This window comes from Burkholderia sp. Ac-20365 (genome assembly GCF_017104715.1).
Taxonomy (GTDB): Bacteria; Pseudomonadota; Gammaproteobacteria; order Burkholderiales; family Burkholderiaceae; genus Paraburkholderia.
The window spans coordinates 157,710-177,934 of record NZ_JAAGPI010000010.1 but is presented as its reverse complement, the minus strand read 5'-3'; the positions used below and the strand labels follow the sequence as shown (position 1 = coordinate 177,934).

18 protein-coding genes and 1 pseudogene are annotated in these 20,225 nt (G+C 63.9%); 11 read left to right on the top strand and 8 right to left on the bottom strand.

Features of this window, described 5'->3' with window-relative positions; genetic code table 11:
• Positions 1–20: 20 nt before the first annotated feature.
• The 7 genes from hutC (at position 21) to G3O01_RS19730 (ending at position 7,635) form a co-directional block, all read left to right on the top strand.
• Positions 21–716, top strand: coding sequence for a histidine utilization repressor (gene hutC / locus G3O01_RS19760; protein WP_205806809.1), 696 nt, complete (start codon positions 21–23; stop codon positions 714–716).
• 63 nt (positions 717–779) lie between these two features.
• The gene (hutU, locus tag G3O01_RS19755) at positions 780–2,468 is read left to right on the top strand and encodes a urocanate hydratase (RefSeq protein ID WP_205806808.1); all 1,689 of its coding nucleotides are present in this window, start codon (positions 780–782) and stop codon (positions 2,466–2,468) included.
• Positions 2,469–2,479: 11 nt separating this feature from the next.
• The gene (locus G3O01_RS19750) at positions 2,480–3,091 is read left to right on the top strand and encodes a HutD family protein (protein WP_205806807.1); all 612 of its coding nucleotides are present in this window, start codon (positions 2,480–2,482) and stop codon (positions 3,089–3,091) included.
• 30 nt (positions 3,092–3,121) lie between these two features.
• Positions 3,122–4,339, top strand: a complete 1,218-nt coding sequence (gene hutI, locus G3O01_RS19745; protein WP_205806806.1) for an imidazolonepropionase — start codon at positions 3,122–3,124, stop codon at positions 4,337–4,339.
• 26 nt (positions 4,340–4,365) lie between these two features.
• Complete coding sequence (locus G3O01_RS19740) at positions 4,366–5,769, top strand: formimidoylglutamate deiminase (protein WP_205806805.1); 1,404 nt, start codon at positions 4,366–4,368, stop codon at positions 5,767–5,769.
• A 30-nt stretch (positions 5,770–5,799) separates the two neighbouring features.
• Positions 5,800–6,609 (top strand): N-formylglutamate deformylase, encoded by an 810-nt coding sequence (gene hutG, locus G3O01_RS19735; RefSeq protein ID WP_205806804.1) that lies wholly within the window; start codon positions 5,800–5,802, stop codon positions 6,607–6,609.
• 363 nt (positions 6,610–6,972) lie between these two features.
• The gene (locus G3O01_RS19730) at positions 6,973–7,635 is read left to right on the top strand and encodes a hypothetical protein (protein WP_205806903.1); all 663 of its coding nucleotides are present in this window, start codon (positions 6,973–6,975) and stop codon (positions 7,633–7,635) included.
• A 34-nt stretch (positions 7,636–7,669) separates the two neighbouring features.
• On the opposite strand, the gene fnr is transcribed toward G3O01_RS19730, so the two are convergent.
• The 6 genes and pseudogenes from fnr to flhD form a co-directional block, all read right to left on the bottom strand.
• On the bottom strand, positions 7,670–8,404 hold the full coding sequence (fnr, locus tag G3O01_RS19725; protein WP_241024113.1) for a fumarate/nitrate reduction transcriptional regulator Fnr: 735 nt from the start codon (positions 8,402–8,404) through the stop codon (positions 7,670–7,672).
• Positions 8,405–8,662: 258 nt separating this feature from the next.
• Positions 8,663–9,310 (bottom strand): response regulator transcription factor, encoded by a 648-nt coding sequence (locus tag G3O01_RS19720; RefSeq protein WP_205806802.1) that lies wholly within the window; start codon positions 9,308–9,310, stop codon positions 8,663–8,665.
• Positions 9,307–10,392, bottom strand: a pseudogene (locus tag G3O01_RS19715) (PAS domain-containing sensor histidine kinase); the annotation flags it as partial. The gene G3O01_RS19720 and the pseudogene G3O01_RS19715, both read right to left, overlap by 4 nt.
• A 633-nt stretch (positions 10,393–11,025) precedes the next feature.
• Positions 11,026–11,328, bottom strand: coding sequence for a flagellar transcriptional regulator FlhD (locus tag G3O01_RS19710; RefSeq protein WP_205806800.1), 303 nt, complete (start codon positions 11,326–11,328; stop codon positions 11,026–11,028).
• Between the two features lie 71 nt (positions 11,329–11,399).
• A complete protein-coding gene (gene flhC, locus G3O01_RS19705; RefSeq protein WP_205806799.1) occupies positions 11,400–11,972 on the bottom strand; it encodes a flagellar transcriptional regulator FlhC in 573 nt (190 codons plus the stop codon).
• Positions 11,972–12,286 (bottom strand): flagellar transcriptional regulator FlhD, encoded by a 315-nt coding sequence (flhD, locus tag G3O01_RS19700; protein WP_205806798.1) that lies wholly within the window; start codon positions 12,284–12,286, stop codon positions 11,972–11,974. The genes flhC and flhD overlap by 1 nt, the downstream gene beginning before the upstream one ends.
• A 544-nt stretch (positions 12,287–12,830) precedes the next feature.
• Between flhD and G3O01_RS19695 the strand changes: the two genes are divergently transcribed.
• Together G3O01_RS19695 and G3O01_RS19690 are read left to right on the top strand one after the other, a co-directional pair.
• Complete coding sequence (locus tag G3O01_RS19695; protein WP_241024102.1) at positions 12,831–14,528, top strand: methyl-accepting chemotaxis protein; 1,698 nt, start codon at positions 12,831–12,833, stop codon at positions 14,526–14,528.
• 255 nt (positions 14,529–14,783) lie between these two features.
• Positions 14,784–15,833, top strand: a complete 1,050-nt coding sequence (locus G3O01_RS19690; RefSeq protein ID WP_241024100.1) for an EAL domain-containing protein — start codon at positions 14,784–14,786, stop codon at positions 15,831–15,833.
• Between the two features lie 22 nt (positions 15,834–15,855).
• On the opposite strand, the gene G3O01_RS19685 is transcribed toward G3O01_RS19690, so the two are convergent.
• A complete protein-coding gene (locus G3O01_RS19685; RefSeq protein WP_205806797.1) occupies positions 15,856–16,710 on the bottom strand; it encodes a LysR substrate-binding domain-containing protein in 855 nt (284 codons plus the stop codon).
• 149 nt (positions 16,711–16,859) lie between these two features.
• Between G3O01_RS19685 and G3O01_RS19680 the strand changes: the two genes are divergently transcribed.
• Both G3O01_RS19680 and G3O01_RS19675 read left to right on the top strand, forming a co-directional pair.
• Positions 16,860–18,074 (top strand): aminotransferase class I/II-fold pyridoxal phosphate-dependent enzyme, encoded by a 1,215-nt coding sequence (locus G3O01_RS19680; protein ID WP_205806796.1) that lies wholly within the window; start codon positions 16,860–16,862, stop codon positions 18,072–18,074.
• 124 nt (positions 18,075–18,198) lie between these two features.
• Positions 18,199–19,587 (top strand): DHA2 family efflux MFS transporter permease subunit, encoded by a 1,389-nt coding sequence (locus tag G3O01_RS19675; RefSeq protein WP_205806795.1) that lies wholly within the window; start codon positions 18,199–18,201, stop codon positions 19,585–19,587.
• Here G3O01_RS19675 and G3O01_RS19670 read toward each other — a convergent pair.
• Positions 19,584–20,132 carry a hypothetical protein gene (locus tag G3O01_RS19670; protein WP_205806794.1) on the bottom strand — a complete coding sequence of 183 codons (549 nt, stop codon included), beginning with the start codon at positions 20,130–20,132 and terminating at the stop codon, positions 19,584–19,586. The genes G3O01_RS19675 and G3O01_RS19670 overlap by 4 nt on opposite strands.
• Positions 20,133–20,225 lie beyond the last annotated feature (93 nt).

The window sequence follows — 20,225 nt, the reverse complement described above, 5'->3', positions numbered from 1 at the left end:
CGCACAACGAGACGCCCGGCATGAACGCACCGGCCTACCAGGGAATCAAGGACTTCATCCTCGCCCGCATTCACGCGGGCGAATGGAGCGAAGGTCATCAGGTTCCATCGGAAAACGAGCTTGCACGCGAATTCAACGTCGCGCGCATGACGGTCAACCGCGCGTTGCGCGAACTGACTTCCGAACAGGTGCTCACGCGCGTTCAGGGCTCGGGCACGTTCGTCGCGCGGCCGAAGTACGAATCGACGCTGGTGGCGATCCGCAGCATCTCCGACGAAATCGTCGCGCGCGGCCATCGCTATCACGCGAACGTGCTGAATGTGGGCGCGGCCATCGCCGATGAAGAACTCGCCGCCGAAATGCAGGTGAGCGCGGGCAGCCCGATCTTTCATTCGCGCGTGCTGCACTTCGAGAACGACGAACCCGTTCAGCTCGAAGAGCGCTGGGTGAATCCCGCTGTCGCGCCTGAGTACGCGTTGCAGGACTTCACGAACACCACGCCTAACCAGTATCTCGTGCGCGTCGCGCCGCTACAGCGCGTCGAGTACCGCATCGAAGCATCCGCGCCCGATGCCGACACCCGCCGGCATCTGACGATGGACGACGCCGAACCTTGTCTCGTGCTGCACAGGCGCACGTGGTCGCAGGGTGTGGTCGCTTCGGTGGCCAATCTTTGGCATCCCGGCAACCGCTACCGGTTCACCGGCCACTTTTAAACCCTGGCTTTCCGTTCAATCTTCGACTCCGTTACCGAGTTATCTGCGCTTTTCGAGGGCAACATGAACAACCCGAAACACATCGACCCGCGTCTGGACCCGACCCGCACGATCCGCGCACCGCGTGGCAGCGAGAAAACCTGCAAGACCTGGATCGCGGAAGCCGCGTACCGGATGATCCAGAACAATCTGGACCCGGAAGTCGCCGAGCATCCGCATGCGCTCGTCGTGTATGGCGGTATCGGCCGCGCGGCGCGTAACTGGGATTGCTTCGACCAGATTCTGTCGTCGCTGAAGGATCTCGAAGAAAACGAAACGCTGCTGATTCAATCGGGCAAGCCTGTCGGCGTGTTCCGCACGCATGCCGACGCGCCGCGCGTGCTGCTCGCGAACTCGAACCTCGTGCCGCACTGGGCGAACTGGGATCACTTCCACGAACTCGACCGCAAGGGCCTGATGATGTACGGCCAGATGACGGCGGGCAGCTGGATCTATATCGGCAGCCAGGGCATCGTGCAGGGCACGTATGAGACGTTCTTCTCGGTGGCGAACCAGCATTTCAACGGCGACCCGAACGGCCGCTGGATCCTGACGGGCGGCCTCGGCGGCATGGGCGGCGCGCAGCCGCTGGCCGCGACGATGGCTGGTTTCTCGATGATCGCCGTCGAATGCGACGAGACGCGTATCGACTTCCGTCTGAAGACGCGTTACGTCGACAAGAAGGCGACGACGCTCGACGAAGCGCTGGCGATGATCGAAGAAGCGAAGAAGACGGGCAATCCGGTTTCGATCGGCCTGCTCGGCAATGCCGCCGATGTGTTCGCCGAACTCGTCAAGCGCAACATCACGCCGGACTGCGTGACCGACCAGACGAGCGCGCACGATCCGATTCACGGCTATCTGCCGCAAGGCTGGAAGATCGAAGACTGGCGCGAGCGCATGAAGACGGACCCGCAAAGCATCGTGACGCCGGCCAAACAATCGATGGCCAAACAGGTTCAGGCGATGCTCACGCTGCAGGAACGCGGCGCCGCGACGCTCGACTACGGCAACAACATCCGCCAGATGGCGCTGGAAATGGGCGTAGAGAACGCGTTCGATTTCCCTGGCTTCGTGCCCGCGTACATCCGGCCGCTGTTCTGCGAAGGCAAGGGCCCGTTCCGCTGGGTCGCGCTGTCGGGCGATCCGGAAGATATCTACAAGACGGACCAGAAGGTCAAGGAACTGATCCCCGACGATCCGCATCTGCACAACTGGCTCGACATGGCGCGTGAGCGTATCGCGTTCCAGGGCTTGCCGGCGCGTATTTGCTGGGTTGGCGTGAAGGATCGCTATCGTCTGGGCCAGGCGTTCAACGAGATGGTCAAGAACGGCGAACTGAAGGCGCCGATCGTGATCGGCCGCGATCACCTCGACACGGGTTCGGTTGCGAGCCCGAACCGCGAAACGGAATCGATGAAGGACGGTTCGGACGCCGTCAGCGACTGGCCGCTGCTCAACGCACTGCTGAACACGGCAGGCGGCGCGTCGTGGGTGTCGCTGCATCACGGCGGCGGCGTCGGCATGGGCTTCTCGCAGCACTCGGGTGTCGTGATCGTCGCCGATGGCTCGGACGCCGCGCATGAACGCCTCGGCCGCGTGCTGTTCAACGATCCCGCCACGGGCGTGATGCGTCACGCGGATGCCGGCTACGAACTCGCGCAGGAAACGGCGCGCGAAGCCGGTCTCAAGCTGCCGATGCTGGGCCGCTAGGCGTGATGACCATGACGGTCATCCGCGCTGCGGATCTCGTGGCGTCGCCGTGGAAGAACGGCGGCGGCGTCACGCGCGAAGTCGCCGCGTTCCCTGAGGGCGCGGCGCTCGACACCTTCGTGTGGCGCGTGAGCGTCGCCGATGTTGCGCAGCCCGGTCCGTTCTCGCGATTCGCGGGAATCGACCGGACGCTCGTGCTGCTGTCGGGCGCGGGTATGGTGCTCGACGAAGTGAGCGGCGCGCAGCCTGTCGTGCACGCGCTGCGCGAGTCGCTCGACATCGCGCGCTTCGCTGGCGAAACGGCGATCGAAGCGAGTCTTGTCGATGGCGCGACGCGAGATTTCAACCTGATGGTGCGGCGTGGCGCAGCAACCGGCGACGTCGCGATTCTGCGCGACGACACGCGCACGCAACTCGATGCCGACGTCGTATTGCTGTTTTGCGCGCAAGGCGAAGTGCAGGTCACGACCGGCAACATGGCTGACACCACGCCTGACACCACGACGCTCACGACGAATGACACGCTGCGCATCGACAACGCACGCGCGCTGCCATGCGAAGTCAAAGGAAAGGGCGCGTTGCTCGCCATCAGCATCCGCTATTCAGACACACCCCAAGCCTGAGCGCTTGCCCACATCACAGACAGCCCTGCCATGAAGCAAACCGTCTGGAACCATCTGAAGCTCTGCCCGCAGGGCGATCCCAACCAAACGATCGATGATGCTGCGATCGCCGTCGAGAACGGCCGCATCGCGTGGCTCGGCGCGGCGCGCGATTTGCCTGCTCAATACGCCGCGTGGCCGCGCGAAGACCTCGGCGGCGCGTGGGTGACGCCGGGTCTCGTCGATTGCCATACGCATCTCGTGTACGGCGGCCAGCGTGCGGATGAATTCGCGCAACGGCTCGCCGGCGTGAGCTACGAGGAGATCGCGAAGCAGGGCGGCGGCATTGTGTCGACGGTACGCGCCACGCGTGCCGCCGATGAAGCGTCGCTGTTTGCGCAATCGGCCGCGCGGCTCGAAGCGATGCTCGCCGAAGGCGTCACCGCGATCGAAATCAAATCCGGCTACGGCCTCGATCTGGAAAGCGAACGCAAGATGCTGCGCGTCGCGCGGCAACTCGGCGAACGCTATCCGGTGACCGTCTACACGACGTTCCTTGGCGCGCACGCGTTGCCGCCCGAATTCGCGGGCCGCGCCGACGATTACATCGACGAAGTATGCGAGCGCATGCTGCCCGCGCTCGCCGACGAAGGCCTCGTCGATGCCGTCGATGTGTTCTGCGAGCGCATCGGTTTTTCGCTCGAGCAGAGCGAGCGCGTGTTCAACGCGGCTGCGCGCCGCAACTTGCCCGTCAAGATGCACGCCGAGCAGCTGTCGAATGGCGGCGGCACGGCGTTGGCCGCGCGGCATCGCGCGTTGTCGGCGGATCATCTTGAGTTTCTCGACGAGGCAGGCATTGCCGCGATGAAGGAAGCGGGCACGGTTGCCGTGTTGCTGCCTGGCGCGTTCTATTTCATCCGCGAAACGCAATTGCCGCCAATCGAACTGCTGCGGCGCTACGAAGTGCCGATTGCGATTTCGACGGACAGCAATCCGGGCACCTCGCCTTCCACGTCGTTGCCGCTGATGATGAACATGGCGAGCACGCTGTTCCGCATGACCGTGCCCGAAGTGCTGCAAGGCGTGACGCGCCACGCGGCGCAGGCGCTTGGCAAGGCGGACACGCATGGCACGCTTGCTGCCGGTCGCGCGGCGGATTTTGCCGTATGGTCGGTGCAGTCGCTCGCGGAACTCGCTTACTGGATCGGACGGCCGTTGTGCGAGCGCGTCGTGCGCGGCGGTGAAACCGTCTACACGCGTCGCGCTTAATGAACGCAACGCGAACGGAATCGAACATGACACAAGCCACTCAATCGCTTTTCGCCGATCACGCGTATCTGCCCGAAGGCTGGCGGCGCAATGTACTGCTGCAATGGGACGCGCAGGGCGCGCTCGTCTCCGTGACGCCCGATATGCAAGCACCCGCGGGTGTCGCGAAGGCCAGCGGCCCTGTGTTGCCGGGCATGCCTAATCTGCACTCGCATGCGTTTCAACGCGCGATGGCGGGCCTCACCGAATACCGCGCTTCATTTGGCACGGCGGCCACCGATAACTTCTGGAGCTGGCGCGACCTGATGTACCGCTTCGCTGCGCGCATCACGCCGGAAGGGCTCGCGTCGATCGCGCAGTGGCTGTACATCGAAATGCTGAAGGCGGGCTACACATCCGTCTGCGAGTTCCATTACGTGCATCACATGCAGGACGGCCAGCGCTACGCGAACGATGCGGAACTCGCGCAACGCGTGGTCGATGCGGCGGGCGCGAGCGGCATCGGCATCACGATGCTGCCTGTGCTGTATCAGTACGCGGGCTTCGGCGCGCAGCCGCCGCGCGACGACCAGCGCCGCTTCATCAACACGCCCGACAGCCTGCTTGGCCTGCTCGATACGCTGCGCACTGCGCGTCCGGAGCATGGCGGCTTGCGTTATGGCGTGGCGCCGCATTCGCTGCGCGCAGTCTCGAACGATTCATTGCGTGCGCTGCTCGACGGACTCGATTCGATGTCGCCGGGCGCGCCCGTGCATATCCATATCGCCGAGCAGACGGCGGAAGTGGACGCGTGCATCGAAACGGAAGGCGCGCGGCCCGTGCAATGGCTGCTCGATCGTTTCGATGTCAATCAACGCTGGTGTCTCGTGCATGCGACGCATGTCGATGCCGCTGAAACGGCAGCGCTCGCGAAGAGCGGGGCGATCGCGGGCCTGTGTCTGACGACGGAAGCCAATCTCGGCGACGGCATTTTCCCGGCGCATGATTATCTGGAGCAGAAGGGCCGCATCGGCGTCGGCAGCGACAGCCATATCGGCGTCGACTGGCGCGCGGAACTGCGGCTGCTCGAATACGGTCAACGTTTGACGCGACGGCAGCGCAACGTGCTTGCCTCGGCAGATATGCCGCGCGTGGCGGATCGTCTGTTCTCGGCGTCGCTGGAAGGCGGCGCGCTGGCGACGGGCCGTTCTGTCGGCGCATTGCGCACGGGCGCACGCGCCGATTTCGTCGTGCTCGACGCGAATCATTCGAGCATCGCCGAACACGCGAACGATGCATGGCTCTCCGGTGTCGTATTCTGCGAGCATGGCGAAACGCCGATTCGCGATGTCTACGCGGGCGGCGCGAAAGTCGTCGAAAACGGCCGGCATCGCGATGAAGAACGCGCGTATGCGGATTATCGTGCGGCGCTCGCCGAGCTGCTGAAGTGAACCGGATCAACCTTGAGACGCACTGACGATATGACCACCGACACTTTGCCCGTCTTCTCGCTGCATCGGGGAAGCCTGCCGTTCCTGATCTCGATTCCGCATCTGGGCACGCGCCTGCCCGCCGACGTGGCCGCGCAGATGACGCCCGTCGCTGCGCAAACCGACGATTGCGACTGGCATCTGGACCGCCTGTACGCGTTCGCGAAGCGCCTTGGCGCATCGATCCTGACGCCGAGCTATGCGCGCTACGTGATCGACCTGAACCGTCCGCCCGATGGCGCGAATCTCTATCCGGGCCAGGACACGACAGGCCTGTTGCCCGTCGATACCTTCGACAAGGAGCCGCTCTATCGCGACGGCCATCTGCCCGACGACGCCGAAGTCGCGCGTCGCCGCGATGCTTACTGGAAGCCATATCACGAGGCACTGCAGGGTGAACTCGCGGCGTTGAAGGCGCAGCATGGCAAGGTCTTGCTATGGGAAGCGCATTCGATCCGCTCGCATGTGCCACGCTTCTTCGACGGCCGTCTGCCCGATTTCAACTTCGGCACGTCGAACGGTGAGAGTGCCGTGCCGGGACTCGCCGAAGCGCTGGCAAAGATCGTCGATGAACACGGCGGTTACACGGCTGTCGCGAATGGCCGCTTCAAGGGCGGCTACATCACGCGTCATTACGGCCAGCCGCAGCAGAACGTGCATGCGGTGCAGCTCGAGCTGTCGCAGATCACCTACATGCAGGAACAGATGCCGTATGCGTATGACGAAGCGCTTGCGGCGAAGATCGAGCCGCTGCTCGAAAAGCTCGTGAAGACCGCGCTCGCGCGCGTCGCTGCGGCCTGAGTCACGCCGGCGCGCGGGGGGGGGGCAACAGGGGCGAAGGCCTCGCGCGTTTCGATCTCGCAGGCGTCCGTCGGGACGCCTCTTGCATCTTCTACGATCAGCCGCGTGGCGAAACCCACACGGCGAAATCCCGCAGCCCGCGCGCGCAATGCGGAACACCGCGCGTTTGCCGGGGTCAATTCATCAGTTCATGGAACCTGCGCCACTGTTGTCTTTGCGCCGCAGCGCCCGTACAAATCCGGTTGCGCGCCGCACGGCGATGCGTCTATCTTTGTCGGACGCGGCGCACGGGCATGCGCCTTGCAACTGATGCAGCCCGGCAAACCGCTGCTAGCAGCAAGACTGATGAAGGAAGACCCAGCGATGGAATATTCCGACGAATCCCTGCTTCCCATCTGGCGTGCCAATCTGGCATTGCTGACACGCGAGGTCGGCGCGGCGACGCGTCTTGCGCGGATGATGACCTTCTCCGCGTCGTATCTGAAGCTGATGCTCGCCGGCCAGCGCGACTTCAGCGAGGAATTCGTGCGCGGCGTCGAAGCGGTGACCGGGCTGCCCGGCGGCTGGATGGATGCGCCGCACGAGGCGCCCGAAGTGCCCGACAACGCACGCGAAGCGATCGATAACGAAACGCCGCTCGCACGCTTTCGCGGCACCGCGCACCCGGTGCGAAAGAAATCGGTGCTGCGTCCTCCCGAGCCGATTTTTGGACAGCAGGCGCCGCGCCGTCCCGAAGACGAGATCCACGAAGCCGAACTGCACCGGCGCCAGGCGTATTTCCGCAAGGTGCGCGATCTCGCCGTGCAGGAAGTGCGGCGCTTCGAGCGCTCGCTGACGCACCCGACCGTCGAGTTCGCTTCGGTGCGTGCCAAAGTCGAAGACGTGCTGTCGGCCGCCGAACTCGACGACCCGATTCACGCCGATCTCGCCGGCCGTCTCGAGCAGATCGACAAGCACCGCAGTATGCTGCTGCGTCACACCGAGCGGCTGCATGCGCTGCTGGTCCAGTTGGGCGAGGAGGAATGAACACGCCCCGTAGTGGCCGGTATCGCATCGCGCATCACAGCCGGGCAAGTGCGCCGCTATCGAGAATCCGGATCTGCTTGCCGCGCGCGTGCACGAGCTTGTCCTGCTGCAGCTTCGAGAACATGCGGCTCGCCGTTTCGAGCGTGATACCCAGATAGCTGCCGATCTCGCTGCGCGTCATGCGCATGTTGAACTCGGTGGCGGAGTAGCCACGCGTGCCGTAGCGTTCGGCGAGATTCAGCAGGAAGGCCGCGACGCGCTGCTCGGCGCGCATCGTGCCGAGCAGCATGATCATGTTCGACTCGCGCACGATCTCGCGGCTCATGACCTTGTGCAGATGCCGCTGCATCGTTTTGATTTCGCGGCACACGTCTTCGAGCGATTCGAACGGAATCGCGCACACGGTGCTGCGCTCGAGCGCAATCGCGCCGCACAGATGCTGTCCGCTGACAATGCCGTCGAGTCCCAGCATTTCCCCCGCAATCTGAAAGCCCGTTACCTGCTCGCGTCCTTCGCGATGCATGACGACCGTCTTGAACGAGCCGCTGCGCAAGATGTAGACGTTGTTGAACGGATCGTTCGCGCGATACAGGCTCGCGCCGCGCTGCACCGTCCGCACTTCGTGAACGAGCGAATCGACCTGTGCAAGCTCGTCCGTGCTGAGGTCGCCGGGAGTGCACAGCGAACTGATCGCGCATTGCGAGCAGCGCGGCGCAGGGCGTTGTGTGACGCCCGACGGAAACCTGAGCGCGAAGTCGGACGCCTGCATGAAAGGCGAGGGCGGGCTCGTCGGTGCATCGGCAAGTAACATGATGGCCTCCTTCTCAGGGAACGCGCGTGCGGGCCGTGATGCGCGCGCGATGAAGTTGTGTCGTCCGCATGCGCCGCCGGAAAAGGGCGGAAAGCGCATGCGGCGTCAGTGGTGAAAGTATGTTTGTGGCTGTCTCAAAATTGAATCGGCGGCGAATGAATTTGCGGTCAGTCAATCGGAGCGCGTGTCGGTCATGCCCTACAGCGAGCGATGTGTTCACGGCTCCTCGCTGTCGTCGAACAGCTTGTGGCGCATCGCGTAACGCACCAGCGCCGCGCCGTGCGGCATCTGCATCTTGTCGAGAATGCGCGCCTTGTAGGTGCTGATCGTCTTCGTGCTCACGCACAGTTGCGTGGCGATTTCGCCGATCGTCTGGCCGGCCGTGATGCGGCGGAACACGTCGAACTCGCGATCGCTCAGCCGTTGATGCGGCAGTGTCTCGAGCGGCTCGTGCAGGTTGCGCGCGAAACGCTCGGCCATCGACAGACTCATGTAGACACCGCCGCTCGCGATCTTCGTCAGCGCGCTCACCAGTTCGCCGCTCGCGCTCTCCTTGGTCAGATAGCCGGATGCGCCCGCCTTGAACGCGCGCACTGCGTACTGGTGCTCGCCGTGCATCGTCAGCACGAGAATGTGCAGCGCAGGGTTGACGGCCTTGAGCTGCGGAATCATTTCGACGCCGTTGCGGCCCGGCATCGACAGGTCGAGGATCAGGATGTGCGCGTGTGTCGAACGCACGAGGGCGATGGTGCTGGCCGTATCGGCTGCTTCACCCGCCACTTCGAAGTCGGGCGAGCCTTTCAGGATATGGCGCAGTCCTTCGCGTATCAGCGCGTGGTCGTCGGCGATGAGAATACGGATCATGGCTGCGTCTCTTCGGGTTGCAATGCGTTCAGGGCAAACGTGATGGAGAGGTTGAATCCTTTGCCGGGCTCGCCCGTCTGCAGCGTGCCGCCGAGCATCCTGACCCGCTCGCGGATCCCAAGCAGGCCGAAGTTCCTGTCGGTGCGCGGATCGCGTGCCGGCGCGGCGGCGGGCAGGCCGCGGCCGTCGTCGACGATGTCGAGCGTGCAGCGCCCGTCGGACACATGCAGTGCGAGCGTGACGAGCGATGCCTGCGCGTGCTTTGCGACATTCGTCAGCGCTTCCTGGACGATGCGAAAGATGGCCGTCGCCGCGCTGTGCGAGAACGCCGCCTGGCCGGCGTTGAGCCGGCGCACGACGCGGATGCCGTAGCGTTGCGAGAAGTCATCAGCAAGCCAGTCGATGGCCGCGACGAGGCCGAGATCGTCGAGCATCGCGGGGCGCTGGTTGGCGGCGATGCGCCGCACCGACGCGACGGTCGCATCGATCACGCGCGCCATCGCATGGAGGCGTTCGTGCACGTAGGCGCTGTCGAGGGGAGCGCTGTCGAGCGCATGCGCAATCACCGACAGGTCCATCTTCAGTGCCGTCAGCGATTGCCCGAGATCGTCATGCAGTTCGCGCGCGATATGCGCTTTTTCCTGTTCGCGCACGTGCTGAAGGTTCGCCGACAGCTCGCGCAGATCTTCACGCGACTGCGTGAGCGCGTCTTCAGCGGCGACGCGCTCGGTGATATCGCGCAGCATCACGGTGTAGAGCTTCTCGTCGCCGTACTGGCTCTGAGAAATGGACGCTTCGATCGGGAACTCGCGGCCGTCGGCGCGCAACGCATACAGCACGCGGCGGCGCCCCATGCGGCGGTCGGACGCACCCGCCGCACCGAAATGCTCGACGTGCGTCGCATGCGCGAGGCGAAACCGCTCCGGGATGAAGCGCGACAGCGGCCCGCCGATCTCGCTCGCTGCATCGCAGCCGAACAGTTCTTCCGCCATCGGATTCATCAGCACGATGCGCTGCGCGGCGTCGATCGTGATGATCGCCTCGCGCGACGAACGGATGATGGCCGTCAGTCGCGCGGCGTCGAAAGACGGGTTGGGCGCGGAATCGGCTCCGTCGATGCATGCCGAGACTGCGCGGGCCAGCCGCCCGCGTCGTTCCTGCTGGCGCGACCAGAGGATGCAGGCGGCGAGGCACATCAGTACGGAAGCGCCCGCGACGACCGATGTCCAGCGCAGCGTGAGGCCGGCGGTGAGAGAGGCCGCGAGCACGCCTGCGGTGAAAGCGGCGAGCGTCGTCAAGGCCGTGCGCAGGCATAGGCCGGATGGCGAAGCAGCAGTGTTCATGTTCTGGTTCAAATCGTCGGGTGATGGCAGGCTGCGCCGCGATTCCCGGTGTCGTGTCGCATGCTCGCGCCGATGTGCGTCGTGAACGGCTTGTCCTGCGATGCTTGCTGGCCGGCATCGAAAAGCGCGGAAGGTGCCCAAATGCGCCGACGCGGCATGATCCGCGCTCGCATGTCGCGCCGGATAACGGTCAACAAGCTTGTCAACAATGATAGGTACTGGCTGATCGCGATCAATGCGTGCCGCTGAAAACGACGTTCTCAAATCTGGAAGAGCCTTCGTATGCAGTGTTGTGCATCGGCGAGCATGTATCGGGTCGATGCCATGCAATTGCACGAGAAGCCGCGAGCCGGACGCCGGTCACGCAGCAAGTCACGCGGCCAGCGCGGGCGGCGGCGTTTCGATCGCTTGCGGCCCCGCGCTGCATCGAACGCGCTGGCCGAGCGAGGCAAGCAACGCGCAATCGTCGAGCGCGAAGCGGCAGAACAGCATGTTCGTCGCGGCGAGCTTCATGATCTGACCGGGCGGGAGCGCTGCAATCGCGTCGATGCAATCCGCGCTGACGCGCAGCAGACGCATCGCCTTCTGACTGTCGAGGCGTGCGAGTCGCTGTGCAAGCATCAGAAATAACAGATTGACTTCCCGGATTTCATCGAGCGTTTCGTTGCGGTTCAACTTTTGGGTCTCCAGTGACAATCTGCATGCGGTCCGCGGGCCGTAGGCCATGCTGTTGGGCCGACGGGACATCATTCGGTTTTTGCCAGACGGCCGGTTTTGCCAGCCCGCGATGGCGGCTTGCACAGGCCGCACACGTAGCCAGGTTCCAGTTCGTAGGCGAGCACGATGAGGTGGCCGTTACAGCAACTGCAGCTCTTCAGATGCAGCATGTCGCGTTCGATGAACTTCACGAGCGTCCACGCGCGGGTAAAGCTCAATACGGGCTCGGTGCCGCGCGGAATGTGCTCGAGATAGAGCCGGTATGCCGCGATGATCGCCGCGATCCGTGTGATGTCCTGCTGGGTGGAGATCGAGCGATACATCGCGTAAAATAGCGACGCATGGATGTTCGGCAGCCACGTCACATACCATTCTTCGGAAAACGGCAGCATGCCTTTCGGCGGCGACTCGCCATGCAGTTCCTTGTACAGCCGGATCAGACGGTCGCGCGACAAGGTCGTTTCGGCTTGCGTCACCTGCAGGCGTGCGCCGAGCTCGAACAGTTCGATGGCGAGCAGCGTCTCGCTGACGTCGTCGAGCAGGCGCCGATGGCCGGCATCGGCGCGCGCAACGACGCTTTTCAGTGAGGCGGGCGCTGTCATCACAGGTTCCCCGGCGGCAGTTGCGCGAGCAGCATCGCCGCATGCATGGCCTGCATGTCGTGGCGGCCGAGCGTGTCGTTGAGCGCGCCCAGCACGGTTTGCGCGGACAGCCCGAAGCCGCACAGCAACATGTCCGAATCGGCGAGCCGCACGATCTGCGCGGACGACAAACCCGCGACGATGTCCGTCAACTCCGCCGACATGCCAAGGCGCACGCGCGCTTCGACAGGATTGGTGCGCGCGAGGTGTTGCGCCAGCATCAGATACGCGAGATTGACTTCGCGAATTTCCGGGAGTACTTCATCAGCGTTCATAGTGATCCAGCAAGCGAGGCGACGACGCTACGAACAGCCGGTCCGTTCCGGACGAAAGGCATCGCAAAGACAACTCATGTGATCCGTTCGCAGCGCTGACATGTAACCCACAGGTGAAAGTATTGCGTTTGCTGTCTCAAAATAAAATGGGTGTTCGGTTGAATTGCTCGTAGGTCGCCGACACATCGTGTAGGGGATGGATGACGTCGTTTCCATCTGGTATAGCCCGGTATAAGGCATGGAATGAGAAAAATAAAAGTAGGCATCCTTATATGTTGAAGAAAGCGAGAAATCGCTTCAGATACTTCTGCTTATCTCCTAATTGACATCCATCATTGCTCCGCTTGACAGGCCAACTTTACGATCCAGCCAACAATAGCCATCGATGACGCACGTCATCTGCTCCGGCTAGATCAAGCTGCGAACGCGAACTAACAAACACGCGTTCCGCGATGGCCACGCAATGTGCACGCGAGCCGTCTTCTCCTTCAATCGCGAGGTGCGGTGCGTGCGCCGGCCGAGCGCCATCATCCGGCAGAATGGAATGAGTCAGTTTCTTCAAACGATCCGCTTCAGGATCATCGCGGCATTTGCCGTCTGTACCCTGGTCATGGTCGGCAACGCGCTGTTCGGCATGCGTGCCGTCAGAGCAATGAGCGAAAACTTGCAAACCGCGTATACGGGCAATCTGATTCCCGTCACGAAGCTTGCGATGTTTCGCATCGACGAGATCGAAATCCGCCGTCTGCTGTGGCAGACGCTCGTGACGCAGGACAAGGACAATCTGCGGCGCGTGCGCGATCTGCAGACGTCGATGAGTTCGGGCTGGACGCAATACTATTCGGCGGGTATCAGCAGCCCGGAAGAGCAGGCGCTCGCCGACCGCATCCACACGGAGGCGGGCACCTTCAGAACGCTGATCGATCAGGAAATCGACATGATCGAAAAGGGCGATATCGCGGGCGCTGTCGAGTTACAGCGCAGTACTGTCCTGAAGTCGGCCGAGGCGCTCAACTCCATGATCCAGCAGGACATGGAACTGAACCTCGATCAGGCGAAGGACTTCACGGGCGACAGCGAACATGCGGCGACGCAGATGTTCTGGATCGCGCTGGGCATGCTCGCGGCGAGCGCGCTCGTGTGCGTGGGCGCGACGATCTATCTGTCGAAGGCAATCTCGGGGCCGTTGAACCGCTCGCTCGGCATTGCCAATGACATCGCCGACGGACGTCTGGACCGGCCGATCGTGATCGACGTGAAAGGCGAGTTCGGTGCGCTGCTCGACGCGATGAAACGCATGAGCGCCCAGCTCTCGGATACCGTGCGCCGCATCAAGACGTCGAGCGATTCGGTGACGGTGGCGTCGCGAGAAATCGCCGCTGGCAACATGGAGCTGTCGTCTCGCACGGAGGAGCAGGCTGCGTCCGTCGAAGAAACGGCGGCAACGATGACGGAACTCGCCGAAACGGTGAAGCAGAACGCCGACAACGCGCGCCAGGCCAATGCGCTGTCGGCGAATGCGCGCTCGATGGCCGATGCCAGCAACGATGCGGTGCAGGCGATGGTGCGCACGATCGGCAATATCAGCGAAAGCTCGGCGAAGATCGCCGACATCACGACGCTGATCGAAGGCATCGCGTTCCAGACCAACATTCTCGCGTTGAACGCGGCCGTCGAGGCGGCGCGCGCGGGCGAGCAGGGGCGCGGCTTTGCTGTCGTTGCAGGCGAGGTGCGCTCGCTGGCGCAGCGTTCGTCGGCGGCAGCGAAAGAGATCAAGGATCTGATCGAATCGTCGACGGCGCTCGTCAAGGATGGCTCGCGCCAGGCCGAAGAAGTCGGCTCGACGATGAGCCAGGTGATGCGCGCGATCAAGCAGGTGTCCGATATTGTCGGCGAGATTTCGGCGGCGTCGGAAGAGCAGAGCCAGGGCATCGGGCAGATGAGCCAGGCGATCAGCCAGATCGATGCCGTCACGCAGCAGAACGCAGCGCTCGTCGAAGAGTCGGCCGCGGCTGCACAGGCGCTTGAAGAGCAGGCCGTCCAGATGACGGGCGCCATTGCTGTCTTCAGTCTCGCCGATATGCCTGCCGTTGCGCCGTCGCACACGCGGCCGGGCGCGTTGAGCGCGAGCGTTGCCGCTGCGAAGCAGGGTACGCCAGGGGCGCGTCGCGTCGAGTCGGCACCCAGGCAGATCGTCTCGAAAGACGCGGTGACGGCCGACGGCGATTGGGAAACGTTTTGAGCGCCACGGAGAGAACGGCACGCACTGCGAGTCCCTAAAAAAAGCGGCTCCGCAGCCGGGGAACTGCGGAGCCCTAAAAGACGCGGCGCGCGTTCGAGTGTTGCGCGCCAACGTATCGGCCAGGCGCTAGCCGATGCAAGGATTGTCGGCACAGTGTTCCTCAAAGGCATTGATATCGGTCAGCGTTTTCGAGCGGTGGTAACGGTTGCGCTGTTTGTGCGCGTGTAACGCGTCCCCTCATCGGATCAAATTTTCATGTGCAGGTCGACTTCCTCCGGATCCGGCAAAACGCGGCAGCGATGGGCCGATATGCTGCGCGGCGGCGCGTTGTGCATGCACTATCAGCCGTTGCTCGATCTGCGCGCCTGCCGGGTGACGAAGGTCGAGGCGCTCGCGCGATTACGCGACGGCGACGTGTTGTTCGCGCCGCGCCAGTTTCTGCACGCATTGAACAGCGACGACCATTTCGAACTCTATGTGCGTGGACTCGCGCAGGTGCTCGCGCAACGCAATGCGTGGCGACGCGTGGGCATCGACATGATCGTGTCCGTCAATCTGCCGCCTGCTGCACTCGGCGACTCGCGTTACTTCGAGGCGACGCGCGATGCGTTCGCGGAATTCGGCTGCAAGGCGGGCGAACTCGTGCTCGAAATCCTGGAGTCGGGTGCGTTGCCCGCCGGTGTCGAGACTGACGGGCAGATTGCGCGCTACAAACGGCTCGGCGTCGCACTCGCGCAAGACGATCTGGGTACAGGGCATAGCAGTCTGAGCCGGCTGCGCGAGCTGCCGTTCGACTACGTGAAGATCGATCGCAGCATCGCGGATCTGCAGAACGATGACGCCGCCGACGTGCTGCCGTTCATCCATCATCTGACGCGACTGGGGCAGGCGCTTGGCAAGGCGGTGGTGGTCGAGGGCGTCGAAGATACGGGCTTGCTCGACGCGTTGCGGATCTTCGGCGTCGATTTTGCGCAGGGCTATGGCATTGCGCGTCCGATGCCGGGCGAGCATCTGCCTGAATGGATCGCAAAGACGGGGTTTACGCTGTCGCTTGCAGCATGCGACAGCCGCTATGCGCGGCTCGCGCATCTGATGGTGTGGGAAGAGCGTCTGCTCGCCGATGCGTATTTGCAATCATCCAACGCAACCGCGCGAGCGCGCATGCAGACCGACATCGACGCGTGGTTTCCCTTCGATAACGCTAACGCACGGGCACGCGACGATCTGTTCGAGGCAGCACGCACTTCAGGTATACGCAGCGATGCGTACCGCGCGGCACGGCAACGGCTGATCGCATTGATGTGACACAAGCCGCACGCCAGAGAGTTCAGTCGCGCAGCTCGCTGAGGATCTGCCCGGCAAGGTAATCGCACGGCGGCCGGTTCGAGCGCGCGCTGCGCGCAAGGATGATCTCCAGTTCAGGCAGCTTTGGCAGCCCATGCTGACGGCCTAGCGTGACGAAGCGCTCGGGCACCGCGCAGCGCGCGAGCGGAGCGACGGCAAGCCCCGCATCGACCATGCTGAAAAGGCCCATCAGGCTCGGACTCTCATACGACGTTCGATAGGTGATCTTCGCGCGTTCCAGCGCTTGAACCGCATTCGCGCGCGCGACGCTGCCCACGCCGAACATCGCGACAGGCAACGGACGCTCCTTCCACACTTCACGTCCCGGCGTGGACGAGCCTGCCCAGACCATCGGTTCGAAGCGGATGAATTCGCCCGTCAACTCCTTCACGCTCGTCACGCACGCAAGGTCGATCTTGTTGTCTTTCAGGAGCGGCGCGAGCGCGTTGCTCGGCAGGCTGACCACCTGAATCTCGACCTTCGGATACATCGCCGAGAAGTTGCGCAGCACCGACGGCAGCAGCGACGACGCGTAATCGTCCGGCACGCCGATCGCGACGCGGCCTTTGACTTCCGGATGCACGATCGACGCCCACGCTTCGTCGCGCAGCGCGAGCATGCGGCGCGCGTAGCTGAGCATCACCTGGCCTTCCTGCGTGAGCGTCACGCTGCGCGGGCCGCGCACGAACAGCGGCTTGCCGAGCGAGCTTTCGAGCGAGCGGATCTGCATGCTCAGCGCGGATTGCGAGCGATGCACGAGCGCCGCGCCGCGCACGAAGCTGCCTGTGTCGGCAATGGCGACGAACATTGCGAGCACGTCGAGATCGAGGCCTTTCATCCGCTTGTGTTCTCCTGAATCCGGTATCAGAAATCTTGATCGAAATGTTCAATATAACGCGTTTGTCTGAACCATGGGGCAGCGGCATACTGGATTCACATGCGGCGCTTTGCTTGTAAACCGAGCGCGCTCATCCGGGGACAACCATCATGACCACGCCTTCCACCTACGACGAATTCCGACAGCTTGCGATGCGTCTCGACATGTCGCGCGGCAAGCCTTCGCCCGAGCAACTCGATCTGTCGCGCGCGCTGCTCGACGAAGCGGGCACGGCGGGTTATCTGTCGCGCGACGGCATCGATTGCCGCAACTACGGGCATCTGCTGGGCTTGCCCGAGGCGCGCGAATTCGGCGCGCAACTGCTGGACGTCGATGTTGCGCAGATCGCCGCGGCGGGCAACTCCAGTCTCGAACTGATGCACGACGCACTCGCTTTCGCGATGCTGCACGGGGTGCCGGGGCACGCACCGTGGAGCCGGCAGGGCGAGGTCGCGTTCCTGTGTCCGGTGCCAGGCTACGACCGGCACTTCGCGATCTGCGAGGCGCTCGGCATCCGCATGATTGCCGTGCCGATGACGCACGACGGCCCCGACATGGATGCCATCGAAGCGCATGTGAAGCGCGACGCGTCGATCAAGGGCATCTGGTGCATGCCGCTCTACAGCAACCCGAGCGGCGCGATCTGGTCACGCGAAACGGTCGAGCGGCTCGCCGCGCTGCCTGCCGCCGCAAGCGATTTCCGCCTGTTCTGGGACGATGCCTACCGTTTCCATCATCTGACGGATACGCTGCACAGCACGCCGAATATTGTCGAACTGTGCGAGCGCGCAGGGCATGCGGACCGCGCGCTGGTGTTCGCGTCGCTGTCGAAGGTCACGGTGGCGGGCGGCGGGATTGCGTTTCTCGCGTCGTCGACGGGCAATATCGGCTGGTGGCAGAAGCATATGAGGGTGCGCACCATCGGTCCGGACAAGCTCAACCAGCTGCGGCACGTGCGCTATCTGCGCGACCGCGAAGGGCTCGAGCGTCTGATGGCGAAGCATCGCGCGTTGCTGCGTCCGAAGTTCGATGCGGTGGTGGCGACCTTCGAAGCGCTGCTAGCCGATCTTCCCGAAGTGTCGTGGAACCGGCCGGAAGGCGGCTATTTCATCAGCCTGTATGCGCCGAAGGGTTATGCGAAGCGCACGGTCGAACTCGCGGCACAGGCTGGCCTCGTGCTGACGACGGCGGGCGCGGCGTATCCGTACGGACGCGACGAAGAAGACCGGCATCTGCGTATCGCGCCGTCTTTCCCCTCGCTCGATGAAGTGACGCTGGCGGCGCGCGGCATTGCGCTGTCGTTGCGCCGAGCGCTGGAAGAATAGGCGCGCGACGGCCCAGGCTGACACGCGTCGTGCCGCACGAAAGCGGTCGCACCGCAACAAACCGTAACACCCGCGCGCGCGGCGGTTTTCTCCATCGGTCGCCGTTTTGCGGTAAAAGAGCAGGATGACCGACCGCGCCCGCATCATTCCGCTGATCGTTGCCTGTCCGCTGTTCCTGCAAAACCTCGATACGTCGATCATGGCGACCGCGCTGCCTTCTATCGCGCGCTCGCTTGGCGTCGAGGCGCTGCATCTGAATCTCGCGATCACTTCCTATCTGCTGAGCCTCGCCGTGTTCCTCCCGGCGAGCGGCTGGCTTGCCGACCGCTTCGGCGCGCGCCGCGTGTTCTGCTCGGCGATCGGCCTGTTTTCGCTGGCTTCAGCGCTATGTGGCATCGCGATGTCGCTGCCGCAGCTCGTCGTGTTCCGCGTGCTGCAGGGCATGGGCGGCGCGATGATGGTGCCCGTCGGCAGATTGATCCTGCTGCGCAGCGTGCCGCCCGCGCGGATGGTCGCGGCGATGGTGTGGTTCACGGTGCCGGGCGCCGTCGGCCGGCTTGCTGGGCCGCTGCTCGGCGGCGTGGTGGTCACCGTCACGTCGTGGCGCTGGATCTTCCTGCTGAACGTGCCGTTCGGCGTGATTGGCGTGCTGTGCGCGCTCGCCTTCATCGACGACACCCACGAGCGTATCGACGAGCGTTTCGATCTGCCGGGCTTCGTGCTGCTGTCGACGGGTCTCGTCGGCCTCGTGGGCGGGCTGGATACGGCTGGCCGCGGGCTCGTGCCGCAATGGGTGACGTTTGCCTTCACCGGCACGGGCGCGCTGTCGATGCTGCTGTATTGGCTGTATAGCCGCCGTCACGTCGATGCCATCATCGATCCCTTGCTGCTGCGCTACAAGGCGTACCGGACCGCCGTGCTCGGCGGCATGCCGCTGCGCATCGGCATCGGCGCGTCGCCGTTTCTGTTGCCGTTGATGCTGCAACTCGGCTTCGGCCTCTCGCCGCTGACCTCAGGGTCGCTCAGCGTCGCGACGGCGGTCGGCTCGCTCGCGGTGCGCGGCGTGATGACGACAGCGATCCGCCGCATCGGTTTTCGCACGCTGCTGATCGTCGCCACCTGTGTCACGGGCTGCTTTTACGCCTGCTATGGGCTGTTCAAGCCCAGTACGCCGCATCTGCTGATCTTCTGCGTGCTGCTGGTGGGCGGCCTGTTCAATTCGCTCGCGATGGTGACGCTCAACACGCTCGGCTACTCCGACATGCCCAAGCCGAAAATGAGCCGCGCGACGGCGCTCTCGGGCATGGCGCAACAACTGTCGGTGAGCCTGGGCGTTGCGTTCGGCGCGTCGCTGCTGGCGCTGACCGCGCATCTGCATGGCGGCAGCGCGGCGCATCTCACCGCCCGTGATTTTTCTCCGGCATTTTTCGTCGTCGGCGCGGCCGTGCTGTGCTCGCTGTTCTTCTTCGTCAAGCTGTCGAAGGACGAGGGCGCGGAGTTGCGGCAGAACTAGCCGCGCCTGCGTCGGGCGATAAATTCGCCTTCCAGATTCCACGTAATGCCATCAGGCGCGAGCGCGACGCCTGTCCAGCGGAATGCGTCGGCGGTGATGTCGGTGAAGTTCCAGCGGATCGGCGTGCCGTTCGCGTGCGTGCCGATCTGCACGATATCGCGGCCGATCTGTCTGCCGACCAGTTCGTCGCGCTGCCCGTTCGAAGGGTTGATGTAGGTGACGCGCCACGCTTCGATCGCCGGATCCCACACGCGCAGCGTGGTGCCGTACATGTCGAAGCCGGGTTCGCGCGCTGCGTGGCGGTCCGCGCGGCGCGGCATGATCCAGACGTCCTGCACGGCACGGCCTTCGAGCGCCCAGCCGAAGTGAATCTCGCCGGTCAGATGCCGCTCTCGCACGTCGACGCGATAGTGCAGCACTTCCATATCCCAACTGCCGACGAGCCAGCCGTAGAGATCGTGCGCCGCGTCGATGTCCGCCGCACGTCCAGGCGCGGCAAGTGCTGCGAGAAACCCGGAAGCGGGACCATGATCCAATGCATTCATTGCACGTGCTCCTGTTTGCTTCGTTTTCCAGTCGGGCGGAAGGGCGCGGCGAACCCGTCACGTCCACCGCCGTTGTGATAAAACGAGCATACG